The sequence below is a fragment of the Polaromonas sp. 39-63-25 genome, from assembly GCF_002278925.1.
In the GTDB taxonomy this organism is placed as follows: Bacteria; Pseudomonadota; Gammaproteobacteria; order Burkholderiales; family Burkholderiaceae_C; genus Polaromonas.
In genome coordinates this window covers 350,837-363,346 of sequence record NZ_NCJH01000007.1, presented here as the reverse complement: position 1 = coordinate 363,346, position 12,510 = coordinate 350,837, and the positions used below count along the sequence as shown (strand labels likewise).

Annotated in this window: 8 protein-coding genes; all 8 read left to right on the top strand. The window is 63.3% G+C overall.

Annotated features, from left to right (window positions below; all coding sequences use genetic code 11):
• The 8 genes from glyS to B7X65_RS11455 all read left to right on the top strand — a co-directional run bounded on the left by glyS (position 1) and on the right by B7X65_RS11455 (position 12,485).
• Positions 1-2,130: a glycine--tRNA ligase subunit beta gene (gene glyS, locus B7X65_RS11490; RefSeq protein WP_293594431.1), complete on the top strand. Its 2,130-nt coding sequence runs from the start codon at positions 1-3 to the stop codon at positions 2,128-2,130.
• A 10-nt stretch (positions 2,131-2,140) separates the two neighbouring features.
• Positions 2,141-2,734 carry a D-glycero-beta-D-manno-heptose 1,7-bisphosphate 7-phosphatase gene (gene gmhB, locus B7X65_RS11485; protein ID WP_293594430.1) on the top strand — a complete coding sequence of 198 codons (594 nt, stop codon included), beginning with the start codon at positions 2,141-2,143 and terminating at the stop codon, positions 2,732-2,734.
• Between the two features lie 48 nt (positions 2,735-2,782).
• Entirely contained in the window at positions 2,783-3,535 is a 753-nt protein-coding gene (locus B7X65_RS11480; protein ID WP_293594429.1) for a 1-acyl-sn-glycerol-3-phosphate acyltransferase, read from the top strand.
• 32 nt (positions 3,536-3,567) lie between these two features.
• Positions 3,568-4,572 (top strand): SprT family zinc-dependent metalloprotease, encoded by a 1,005-nt coding sequence (locus tag B7X65_RS11475; protein ID WP_293594428.1) that lies wholly within the window; start codon positions 3,568-3,570, stop codon positions 4,570-4,572.
• 112 nt (positions 4,573-4,684) lie between these two features.
• Positions 4,685-5,029, top strand: coding sequence for a response regulator (locus tag B7X65_RS11470; protein WP_293594427.1), 345 nt, complete (start codon positions 4,685-4,687; stop codon positions 5,027-5,029).
• A 225-nt stretch (positions 5,030-5,254) separates the two neighbouring features.
• Positions 5,255-9,946: a PAS domain S-box protein gene (locus B7X65_RS11465; RefSeq protein ID WP_293594426.1), complete on the top strand. Its 4,692-nt coding sequence runs from the start codon at positions 5,255-5,257 to the stop codon at positions 9,944-9,946.
• A gap of 116 nt (positions 9,947-10,062) precedes the next feature.
• Positions 10,063-10,704: a response regulator gene (locus tag B7X65_RS11460; RefSeq protein WP_293594425.1), complete on the top strand. Its 642-nt coding sequence runs from the start codon at positions 10,063-10,065 to the stop codon at positions 10,702-10,704.
• 197 nt (positions 10,705-10,901) lie between these two features.
• Positions 10,902-12,485, top strand: a complete 1,584-nt coding sequence (locus B7X65_RS11455; protein ID WP_293594424.1) for an ATP-binding protein — start codon at positions 10,902-10,904, stop codon at positions 12,483-12,485.
• The last annotated feature ends 25 nt before the right edge of the window (positions 12,486-12,510 follow it).

Genomic DNA, 12,510 nt, shown 5'->3' with positions numbered 1-12,510 from the left:
ATGACAACGCAAAACCTTCTGGTTGAACTGTTTGTGGAAGAGCTGCCGCCCAAGGCGCTCAAAAAACTCGGTGAGGCCTTTGCCGGCGTTTTGTTCGAGCAGCTCAAGGCCCAGGGCCTGGCCAGCGCCGATACCTCGGTGGTGACGGCGTACGCCTCGCCGCGCCGCCTGGCTGCGCACGTCACGCATGTCTGGCGCAAGGCCGCTGACAAGGCGGTGCAGCAAAAACTCATGCCGGTCTCGGTGGGGCTGGATGCTTCCGGCAACGCCACGCCCGCCTTGCTGAAGAAACTGCAGGCGCTCGGTGCCGACGTGTCCGACCCGGCCGCGGCGGTGGCAGCCCTCAAGCGCGCACCCGACGGCAAGGCCGAGGCCTTGTTCTACGACAGCCTGGTGACGGGCGCAACGCTCGATACCGGCCTGCAGAAAGCACTCGAAGAAGCGATTGCGAAGCTGCCGATTCCCAAGGTCATGAGTTACCAGCTGGAGACCGACTGCGCGTTGCCCGGCTGGAGCAGCGTGAACTTCGTGCGTCCCGCGCATGGCCTGGTGGCGCTGCACGGCAGCACCGTGGTGCCGATCACGGCGCTGGGCCTGAAGGCGGGCAACACCACGCAGGGTCACCGCTTTGAAGCCAAAGTGTCGCCCGTGGTGATCAAGGATGCCGACGCGTACGCTCAGACCCTGCTGAGCGACGGCGCGGTGATCGCCAGCTTTGACGACCGCCGCTTTGCCATCGTGCAGCAGCTCGCGCAGGCTGCCGAGCGCCTGGGCCCGGGCTACGAGGTGCTGATGGACGAGGACCTGCTGAGCGAGGTGACCGGGCTGGTCGAACACCCCAACGTGCTGGTGTGCGCGTTCGAATCCCAGTTCCTCGACGTGCCGCAGGAGTGCCTGATCCTCACGATGAAGGCCAACCAGAAGTACTTCCCGCTGGTCGACGCGAAGGGCAAGCTCACCAACAAGTTTCTGGTGGTCAGCAACATCAGCCCGGACGACGCGAGCGCCGTGATCGGCGGCAATGAACGCGTGGTGCGGCCGCGCCTGGCCGACGCCAAGTTCTTTTTCGATCAGGACCGCAAGAAGACGCTGGCTTCGCGCGTGGCAGGGCTGGACAAGGTGGTGTATCACAACAAGCTGGGCTCGCAGGGGGAGCGCGTCCAACGCGTGCGCACGATTGCCGAAGCGATTGCCAACCGGCTGAATGCCAATGTGGCCGACGTCCAGCGCGCCGCCGAACTGGCCAAGACCGATCTGGTGACCGACATGGTCGGCGAGTTTCCGGAGCTGCAGGGCATCATGGGACGTTATTACGCGCTCAACGATGGCTTGAGCGCCGAGGTGGCCGATGCGATCGAGGACCACTACAAGCCACGTTTTGCCGGTGACGAGTTGCCGCGCAACACCATCGGCGTGATGGTGGCGCTGGCTGACAAGCTCGAAACCCTGGTGGGCATGTTCGGCATCGGCAATCTGCCGACCGGTGACAAGGATCCGTTTGCGTTGCGGCGCCACGCCCTGGGCGTGATCCGCATGCTGGTCGAGAAAGATCTGCCGCTGGGGCTGGCCGAGCTGGTCGAGGACGCGACGCCGGTCTTTGGGGACAAGATCACCAACGCCTCTGCCGCGTTGACCGACTTCATCTATGACCGCCTCGCCGGCTCCCTGCGCGAGCAGGGCTTCAGCGCGCAGGAAGTCGAAGCCGTGCTGGCCCTGCGCCCGCAACGCCTTGGCGATGTCGCCAAGCGCCTGGCCGCGGTGCGCGCCTTCGCCGCATTGCCGGAAGCGCCGGCCCTGGCCGCTGCCAACAAGCGCATCAGCAACATCCTCAAGAAGGCCCAGGACGTGGATGCCCATGTCAGCGAGGTGCTGCTCAAGGAGCCCGCTGAAGTCGCCTTGTACGCCGCCATGCAAGAGCTGGCACCCAAGGCCAACAGCCAGTTCGAAGCTGGCGACTACACCGCCTCGCTGCAGACGCTGGCCGCGCTGCGTGCGCCGGTGGATGCGTTTTTCGACGGTGTGATGGTCAACGCCGAGGAGATGGACTTGCGCCTGAACCGGCAGGGCCTGCTCAAAAGCCTGCACGACGCCATGAACCGCGTTGCCGATCTGTCCAAACTCGCCAGCTAGGCGAATCGTCATGAAACTCGTCATCCTCGACCGCGACGGCACCATCAACAGCGACAGCGACGATTTCGTCAAGACGCCGGATGAATGGATGCCCTTGCTGGGCTCGCTCGAAGCGATTGCGCGGCTGACCCACGCCGGCTGGCATGTGGTGATTGCCTCCAACCAGTCGGGCCTGGGGCGCGGCCTGTTTGATGTGGCCTCGCTCAACGCCATGCACGCCAAGATGCACAAGCTGCTCGCGGCGCTGGGGGGGCGCATCGATGCGGTGTTTTACTGCCCGCACAGCCCGGAAGAAAGCTGCACCTGCCGCAAACCCCTGCCCGGATTGTTCGAGCAGATAGGCGCGCGTTTTGGCATACCGCTCAAGGGCGTGCCGACGGCCGGCGACTCGGTGCGCGATTTGCTCGCCGGCGCTACGGCCGGTTGCGAGCCGCACCTGGTGCTGACCGGAAAATCGGCAAGGCACCGGGACGGTGGCCTGCCGGAGGGCCTGCCGCCCGGCACGCTGGTCCATACCGACCTGCCGGCCTTTGTGGAATTCATCCTGAACCGCAGCGCCCCAGCCAGTGCTATGAAAAACGTAGCTCCTGGCGCAGATGTTTAAAGGGCTGCCGCCCTGAAACACTCGAAATTTCGACTGAAGACACACGCCATGCCCCTGATTCGCTCCGTCCTGCACCTTCTGTGGATGATTCTCACCGTGATTCCCTGGGGGCTGGCCGTCCTGATTTTTTCGCTGTTTGGCAGCAGCACGCAGATTTACTGGCTGTGCGCCGGCTGGCTGCGCGTGGCCGTCCGCGGCGGCACGGTGATCCTGGGCATCCAGAACCGCGTGACCGGCATGGAAAACCTGCCGACCGGCGAGACCAGCGCGGCCGTGCTGCTGCTCAAGCACCAGAGCACCTGGGAGACGTTTTCCATGCCGACGCTGATGCCGCACCCGCTGGCCTATGTGTTCAAGAAAGAACTTCTGTACGTGCCCTTTTTCGGCTGGGCCATGGCGCGCATGGACATGATCCACATCGACCGTAACCAGCGCACACAGGCCTTCAACAAGGTGGTCGAGCAGGGCCGCCGGCTGATGAGCCAGGGTGTCTGGGTCATCATGTTTCCCGAAGGCACGCGGATTGAACGCGGAAAAAAAGGCGTGTACAAGACCGGGGGCACGCGGCTGGCGATCGAGACCGGCGCGCCGGTGATTCCGGTGGCCGTGACATCGGCCAAGTGCTGGCCGCGCAAGGCCTTCATCAAGAAGCCGGGCATCGTCGACATCTCGATCGGCAAACCCATCAGCAGCGTGGGCCGCAAGCCTGAGGAGTTGATGCGTGAAGTCGAGGCCTGGATAGAAGCCGAAATGCGCCGGCTCGACCCCGAGGCCTATCCGGAAACCGCCTCGGGCGCCTGACGGCTGGGCTGGTCAAAGCTACACTGGTCAGCATGCAACGGCTTCTTCAGTTCACGCTGGACCTTTTTGACCTGGAGCCAGCCAGACCCACGGCAGATTTGCCTGCCAAAGCCACAACTTCTAGGCCAAATGAGCCATTGGCCATTATTGCGCCTGCGTCAACAGCTATCGAAAAGATAGCGTCTGCATCAAACCATCCACCCGCCCAGACCCTGGCGCAGGTGCTGGCGCCGGCCACTTACCGGCACCCGGCCGCTTCTCGGGAAGCCCTGCTCGAAGGCACGGTGGTGGGCTACCAGTTCCGGCGTGGCAAGCGGCGCACCATCGGGTTTTCGGTGGGGGCTGAGGGCCTGGTCGTCAGTGCGCCCAAGTGGGTGCCCCTGTATGAAATAGACAAGGCTGTGCAGGAAAAATCCGGCTGGATCGTCAAGAAGCTGCAGGAAACCCGCGCGCGCCACGACCGGCTGGAGTCGGCCCGCATTGAGTGGAAAGACGGCACGACCCTGCCTTTTCTCGGAGAGCCGGTGATTGTGGTGATCGATCCGCGGCACGCCTTTGGCGGTGTGGGCGGCGAGCTGAAAAGCAGTGCTGCTGCTGAGTTGCACACCGGGGAAGACGCACCCAATTCCAGCCTGCCGGGTGTTCCCCGGCTGACCTTGCACATTGCCCTGGCCCACGACGCCACGGCCGAGCAGATTCGTGACTCGGTGCAGGCCTGGCTGATGCGCCAGGCCAAGCGCGTCTTTACCGAGCGCCTCGACCATTTCGCACCGCATCTGGGTGTGCAATGGCGCAAACTCAGCCTGAGCAGCGCCGGAACCCGTTGGGGCAGCGCCAGTGCAGACGGCTCCATCCGGCTGAACTGGCGGCTGATTCACTTCAAACAGTCAGTCATTGACTATGTGGTGGTCCACGAATTGAGCCATTTGAGGGTCATGGATCACAGCCCGCGGTTCTGGGACACGGTGCGCACGGTGGTGCCGGACTATGCGCTGCTGCGCAGCCAGCTGAAGGAAGAGGCACTACCCCGATGGTAATTTGGGCGGCGCCGGGGTCTAATGCGGAGTGTTTTTGACACATCACAAAACGCGCGCCGAACGGGCTGGATAAATGTGTAAATGTCTGTAATAGGGGGCGGACACGGCCATCGTGACCGCACGCGATGGCGCCGAGGCGCTGGATTACCTGTTTGGCCAGGGGGTGCACGCAGGGCGCGACACACAGAAGCAGCCGGCCTTTGTCCTGCTCGACATGAAGCTGCCCAAGCTGTCCGGGCTGGATGTTTTGCGCAGCCTGCGCAGCAACCCGCTGACGGCGCTGGTTCCGGTGGTCATGCTGACCTCGTCGAGTGAGCAGTCCGACATCATTGCCTGCTACCAGAGCGGCGCCAACGGCTTTGTGCGCAAGCCCGTCGATTTCGGCGATTTCACGGAAAAGCTCAGCCGTCTGCAGGACTACTGGCTGCGCGTCAACGAGTCCATCGCCGCAGCTTGACGGCCCTTGCGGCGAGGAGGGAACCTTCGCTGGAGTAGCGGGGGCTACTGCAGATGACTTACAGTCGGGTGAGTCCATCTGAAAGCGGCCGCTGGCGGCCTGTTTCAGAAACCCCGACCGCATGAACTTCGTCCTGACTCCTTTTCAAACCTTTCAGCCCCGTTCCACGCGTACCTGTCCGGACGCGGCCCTTTTACGTCGACCCGTGCCGCAGCGGATCACCGCATGAGGGTGGACATCAGCCTGCGCACGCGCATTGTCGTGCTGGTGCTGGTGGCGATTGTTCCGCTGTTCGGCCTGTCGATGTTCAAGGCACTGCACAATGCCGGCGCTGAGCTCGAACGCGCCAAGGCCAACCTGCAGTTTGCAGCTTCGCTGGCCGCCGCCAGCCAGGAGCGGGTGGCAGACTCCGCCAGGCAGGTGCTGACCCTGCTTGCTTCGCTGCCGGAGGTGCAGGAAGGCAATCACGCCGACTGCGACCACCATTTTTCAAGCCTGACCCGCCATCTTCCCGAATACGCCAATCTGGGCGTTCTGGGGCTGGACGGACAAACCCGTTGTCACGCGTTGGGGAGCGCCAAGAAAACCTTTCTGGGCGACCGCAGCTATTTCCGCGATGCCATCGCCCAGCGTCGCTTTGTCGTGGGCACCTATGCGGTTGGACGGCTTGCCGGCACGCCGGTGCTGACCTTTGCACTGCCTGTCATGGGCGCGGATGACAAGGTGACGGGGGTGGTCTACGCCGCCTTCGATCTGGCCAGGATGGCCGGGACGATCGCGGGGATACAGCTGCCGTCTGGGGCTGCACTGGGTGTTCAGGACCGCGAAGGCGCCTTGCTGGCGGGCAGACCGGCCCTGCCTATCCGTGTAGGCGACAAGGTTCGCAGCCCGGTATTGCAGGAAGCGGTCAAAGCCATGAGCACCGGGGTGCGCGAAGGCCCGGATGGCGGGGGGCATGAACGTTTGTGGGCATTCATGCCGAGCAGCCCGAACTCGGAGGCCGCGGTTTTTGTGTCGGTCAGCATGGACCGCGACCTGATCGTCGCGCCTGTCCGGCGCCAGTTGTGGCAGGAGCTGGCGGCGCTTGCGCTGGTGGCGCTTCTTGGCGGCGGGATTGCCTGGATGATTGCCAGCCGTTCGATTGTGGCGCCGGCCCGCCAGCTTCTTCACGCCACGCGGGAGCTGGAAAAGGGCCTCCTGGACGCGCGTGTGCCCATGAGACCGGGTGAGAGTCAGAGTGAATTTTCCAGAATTGCCGCGGGCTTCAATCTGATGGCTGACTCGCTGCAGCATCGCGAAAGGGCTCTGGAAAATGAGCTGGCGCGGAACCGGCAGGCTTATGCAGCGCTGGAGCTGACCATCAACAGCATGCAGGAAGGCCTGCTGGCGGTGGACGCCGCCGGACGGGTGATCCTGGTGAACCAGACAGCCTCCCAGCTGTTTGCCATTGATGACAGCTCCATGGTGCTGGCGCCGCAGTGGCCGCAACGCCAGGGGCTGTTTGTTCCGGACACGCAGGGCTTGTACGGTTTCGAGGACCTGCCCCTGCACAAGGCCCTGCGCGGCGAGAGCGGCGGCCCCCTACTCATGCTGGTGCGCAACGAGCGTGAGCCGGTGGGCCGCCTGATCAGCTGCACCTACCGTCCCATGCAGGGCGCGGGCGGCATCGTTGGCGCCCTGATGGTGTTTTCAGACATCACCCGCATGCAGCAACTGCAGCTGGAGCAGACGCACAGTTACGAGCAACTCAGCGAGGTCCAGCGCAAGCTGCTCAATGCCCAGCGGCTGGGGCGGATCGGCAACTGGGAGTTGAACCTCGCCACCGGCCGGCTCTGGTGGTCCGACGAGGTGTATGAACTCTTCGGTCTGACCCGGGCGGGCTTTGACGGGCGACCGGACACCGTGATTGCGATGGTCCATCCGGAAGACCGTGCTGGCTACATTCGCGTGCGGGAGGCCGCCATGCAGGAGGGTCAGCGCATGGACGTGGAGTACCGCATCCTCACCGTGGACGGCCAGACCCGCTGGATACACCAGCTCGGTGAGTCCCATGCAGACAGCAGCGGCCAGATCGTCTGGCGTGCCGGTGTGGTCCAGGACATCACGGCCCGCAAGCAGGCGGAGCTCGCCGTGGCTCGCCACACGGAGCTGCTGCAACAGACTGGCGAGATGGCCCGTATCGGGGGCTGGGAACTGACCGTGGAGACCATGACGCCTTACTGGTCCGCAGAGGTGTACCGGATTTTTGACCTCGATCCGTCGGTGCCATTGGGGTTGAAGCAGGCACTCGAGTTTCACCCGCCGGAAATGCAGCCCCTGGCGCGCGCCACGCTGGCCGCGGCGTTGGCCGACGGCACGCCCTGGGACATGGAGGTGCCGCTTGTCACGGCGCAGGGGCGACGCATCTGGGTGCGCACACGGGGCCATGCGATGTTGAGGGACAGCAAGGTCGTGCGCCTCATGGGGGTGTTGCAGGACATCACCGACCAGCACGAATCCCAGGCGCAACTCCGATTGCTGGAGGCCGCCATTTCCCGGCTGAACGACATCGTGCTGATCACCGAAGCCGATCTGCTCGATGAGCCAGGGCCGCGCATCGTATTCGTCAACAACGCGTTCGAGCGCCGCACTGGTTACAGCCGCGAGGAAGCGCTGGGCCGGTCGCCGCGTTTTCTGCAGGGACCGCGAACCCAGCGCACCGAACTGGATCGCATCGGTGCGGCGTTGCGCAAGGGGGAGTCCGTGCGCGCGGAGCTGATCAACTACAAAAAGAGCGGTGAAGAGATCTGGCTGGACCTGGACATGGTACCCATTGCAGACACGCAGGGGCGGGTGACCCACATCGTCGCCGTAGAGCGCGACATTACCCGGCGCAAACTTGCCGAGCAGGCCATGACCGACAGCGAGCAGCGTTATGCAGCCCTGTTCAAGGCCGCGCCTGTCCCGATGTGGATCGTTGATGCCGGGACCGCCCGTTTTCTCGCCGTCAACGAGGCTGCTGTGGCGAACTATGGCCATTCCAAGGAAGAGTTCCTGCAGCTGACGCTCTTTGATATCCGGTCGGGGGCAGAGCAGGCCCGGTTCAAGCAGCATCTCGACAAGGGCGTCATCGGCCAGCCGGGCCGCTGGCTGCATCTGCGCAAGGACGGCGTTGAGTTTCCCGTGGAGGCCGTGGCCCGGGCCATTACCTACATGGGCCGGGAGGCGCGTTTCGCGGTTGCGCTGGACATCACCGCACAGGTCAGGGCCGAAAAGGAAGTACAGGATTACCTGTTCACGCTGCAGCGCGCCGCCGACGCGACCCATGCCATCACGCGCCACCGCACCGTCGAGGCCACGTTGCAGGAAACCGTGGATCAGGTCCGGGCCGTGGTGGGCGCGCACCAGGCCGTGGTGAGCCTGACGGTCTCCGGAGGGCAGACGCGGACCGTCAACGCCGTGTCGTACTCGGACAAATATGCCCACTGTCGCGACCTGGTGCGATTGACCCACCTCTATGGCCTGGATGCGGCCGTTTGCGAAACCAACAGGCCGATGCGCCTGACCCAGTCCGCACTGGAGGCTGACCCGCGCTGGGGCGGGCCTGGTGATGAGGCCGGGACGGAACCGTCCATGCGAGGCTGGCTGGCCGTTCCGCTGACCGGCCAGAGTGGCGAGAACATCGGGCTGCTGCAATTGAGCGACAAATACGATGGCGAGTTCACATTGCAGGACCAGTATGTGGGCGTTGAACTCGCGCAACTGGCATCCATCGCCATTGAAAACACCCAGCTTTTTGAGCAGGTGCAGCAGCTCAACCAGGGGCTGGAAGAAAAGGTCGTTGAAAGGACTGCCGCCCTGGCGCGGCAGGAGGCCCTGTTCCGGGCGTTGGCCGAGCAGGCCCCGCAGATCATCTGGAATGTCGACGTTGACGGCAAGGTGACCTATCTGAATCGCAAGTGGTACGAATTGATGGGTGGGATACCGGATGACTGGATGGGATACAAGTGGTCAAGCGTGGTGCACCCCGACGATCTGGCCGACATGTCTGCCAACTGGAAGATATCCCGCCAGAGCCGGACGCCCTATGTGGGGATGCGGCGCCTGCGTACGGCGGACGGCACCTACCACACCATGTCTTACCGGGCCTCTCCCGTGCTTGATGATGAGGGCAGCGTGCTGTTCTGGGTTGGCATCGATGCCGACGTGACGGAAATCAAGGACATTGAAACAGCACTGCGCCTGTCCAACCAGGAACTCGAAGCCTTTTCCTACTCGGTCTCGCATGACCTGCGTTCACCACTGAACACGGTGGACGGCTTCAGCCGCCTGCTGGCCAAGCAGCTCAATGCCGGCAGCCCGAACGAAAAGATCCAGCACTACCTGTCGCGCATCCACGCGGGTGTGGCCCAGATGGGGCGGCTGATCGAAGACCTGTTGTCCCTGGCGCAGGTCTCGCGCATGCAGTTGCGGCATGAAACGGTGGATTTGAGCGCCATGGCTGCGGAAATTGCCGGTGAATGCCAGGGGCGCAACCCGGAGCGCGTGGCCAGCATCCATATCGAAGAGGGTTTGCAGGCCCAGGGTGATGGACGGTTGATCCACGTGGTGATGGAAAACCTGCTCGGCAACGCCTGGAAGTTTTCTTCCGGGCGGTCACGTACCGATATCCGGGTCGGACATACGACTGACGCTGCCGGGCTGTCCGTGTTTTTCGTGCAGGACAACGGTGCGGGCTTTGACATGGCCTATGCCGACAAGCTCTTCAATACTTTTCAGCGGCTGCATGCCGTGACCGAGTTTCCGGGAACCGGTGTGGGGCTGGCCACCGTGAGCCGCGTGATCGGCCGCCACGGCGGCAAGGTCTGGGCGCACGCCGAGCCCGGCAAGGGGGCCACCTTCTTTTTTACCCTGCCAAGTGGCGCGGCCGCCGCTTGAGCGCAATGCAGATGTCCGATTGTAAAAAATGTATATGAATTGATAGCCGTTAAATTCAATTGATTAAATTTATTAAATTGTTTAAATTGCAGGTGTAATACCTAATAGGCTTCTTTATGCCCCGCGAACCCCAAACTTTCGAAAAAGCCATCACTGCGAGCGATTTTTCCAGCGATGACTATTGCGGAACCACTTATGCCGCCAAACTGCTGGGCTTGTCGGTCGCCACCGTGCAGTCCCTGGTCGAGAAGGGCGAGATTGAGGCCTGGAAAACCCTGGGAGGCCACCGCCGGCTCTCTCTGCGTGCCATCAATGCCTATCTCCAGAAAAACAGTCCTCAACGTGCCCAGGTGGACGCGGATCCACGCAATCGCCTGAGAGTTCTGGTGGTGGAAGACGACGAGGCCACCTGCGAGCTTTACAAGGCCCATTTCGAGGAATGGGACATGGCGGTGGACTGCAGCTTCATGCCCTCTGCCCTGGAGGCCCTGATGGACATTGCCAGCATGCGCCCGGACCTCCTGATCACCGACCTGAACATGCCCGGCGTGGACGGCATGGAAATGCTGCGCGCCCTCAAACGCAACCAGCAGTTGCTGGCCATGCAGATCCTCGTGATCAGCGGCTTGCCGCGGGAATCCATCACGGAACGAGGCGGCCTTCCACCCAACTCCTACTTCCTTGAGAAGCCGATCAATTTCGACTGGCTGCATGGGTACGTAACCGCCCTGCTGGTGGCTAACCGAAAATGGCGCTAGTGCTCCGGCCCGGACTTGCCGACACATGACGGCGCACCTTCGTTTCCCTGCAGTCGTCGCGAATCCCTGCCATGGCACCGGTTGTGCCTATGGTTCGTGCCTCGCCCCGGGCGCGAACCGATTGTTTTCATGGGGTTTCGATGCCGCTGGGGCGAAGCACTAGGGCGGCGGTCGCCTGCGTTTGAAGAAGCCTGGTCTTGGCACCGCTGACCCTTTTCAAGGCATGGCTGAAGTCGCTGAGGGGAAGCCGGCGGGCGCTGCTTCCAGGGGCCCGCACCGGACAGGCGCGAGCCAACGCAGAGGCCCTGCAGGCCGGCCTCGACCTGTCGTCCGACGGCATTGTCCTGCTGGACAATGCCGGCCGGGTGGTGGCCTTCAACAGTTGTGCCCAGGCGCTCATGCATTCCGCACTCGGCAACCTCCGGGGTGTGGATTTCTGGGACGCGGTACAGGAAGAAATTGCAGATGAGTACCGCGGCGCCACCGAGCAGGCGTTGCTCGAAACGGGAAGCCACAGTTTTGTCGTCTGGCACGCGTTTGAGAACCAGTGGGTTGACTACTGCCTGCGCCAGCACGACAACGGCTTGCTGGTCACGCTCAGGGATGTCAGTGCCGTTCATCAGGCGTCACGTTCGCTGCGAAACAGCGAGTCCTGCAACCAGACCCTGTTCGCCGCCCACCCGCAGGCGATGTGGTTGCTCGATACCGGCTCGCGGCACTTGCTCGCAGTCAACAATGCGGCGGCGGCCCTGTATGGCCTGGCGCCTGAAGCGCTGAGGGGGGCATTTGTTGAGTCGCTTTTTCCGGAGGGGGAGGGGGCATCCCTGCTGGACTCCCTGCCACCGAGTGACTTCCAGCAGGAAATGCGACTGTGCACCCAGAAGAGGGCAGATGGCGAGCTCATGCTGGTTGAACTGGCCTGCTCCAGCGTGCAATGGGATCTGCGGCCGGCCGTGCTGGTCAGTGTGACCGACGTTGGTGCACGCCACCTCGCCGATGCCCATCTGTCCCGGCTCAATGAAGAGCTCGAGATCCGCATCGAACAATGCACCGGTGAACTGCAGCGCGGCCGTGGCGAATTCGATGCTTTCACGAGTGCCATGTTGCACGACCTGAAGGCGCCGCTGCATGTCATCGACGGGTTTGCCACCACGCTGGCAGAGCGACATGGCACGGCGCTGGATGCGCAAGGCCAGCATTACCTGGCGCGCATCCAGGCGAGCAGCCTCCAGCTGGCCAGGCTGATTGATGATTTACGCACCCTGACCTACTTGCCCAGGATGGTCATGGCGCCGGACCGGGTGGATCTGGCCCCCGTGTGCCTGCGCATTGTGGCCGAGCTGCGCAAACGGGAGCCGGCGCGGCATCTGGTGCTTGAAATGGAACCTTCGCTACCGCTTGTCTGTGACAAAGACCAGCTGTCCATTGCGTTGGCCTGCCTGCTCGACAACGCCTGGAAGTTCACCTCCCGCAAAGAGCAGAGCTGGATCAGGGTAGGACTCATGCCGGGGGAAAATTCCGCAGACATCGTGCTGTCGGTCTCTGACAACGGTGCCGGTTTCGACACCGCCTACACCGACAAACTGTTCACTGCCTTCGAGCGCCTGCACTCGTCGGTGGATTTCCCCGGCACTGGCCTGGGCCTGGCGATTGTCAAGCGTGTGGCGCAGCTGCATGGTGGTGAAGTCTGGGCCGTCGCTGCTGACAAGGGCGGCGCCAGCTTCTTCATGTCCCTGCCGCAGGAGTCGGGCTCTGTCAGCGGCTCCCCGCCGGCCGCCTGACCCAGTCTGGCGGCAACGCGCGCCA

Excerpts from the sequence above, each read along its gene's own strand:
- B7X65_RS11460 (WP_293594425.1), top strand. The coding sequence starts at position 10,063 with ATGCCCCGCGAACCCCAAACTTTCGAAAAAGCCATCACTGCGAGCGAT.
- B7X65_RS11475 (WP_293594428.1), top strand. The coding sequence starts at position 3,568 with ATGCAACGGCTTCTTCAGTTCACGCTGGACCTTTTTGACCTGGAGCCA.
- B7X65_RS11465 (WP_293594426.1), top strand. The coding sequence starts at position 5,255 with ATGAGGGTGGACATCAGCCTGCGCACGCGCATTGTCGTGCTGGTGCTG.
- glyS (WP_293594431.1), top strand. The coding sequence starts at position 1 with ATGACAACGCAAAACCTTCTGGTTGAACTGTTTGTGGAAGAGCTGCCG.
- B7X65_RS11480 (WP_293594429.1), top strand. The coding sequence starts at position 2,783 with ATGCCCCTGATTCGCTCCGTCCTGCACCTTCTGTGGATGATTCTCACC.
- gmhB (WP_293594430.1), top strand. The coding sequence starts at position 2,141 with ATGAAACTCGTCATCCTCGACCGCGACGGCACCATCAACAGCGACAGC.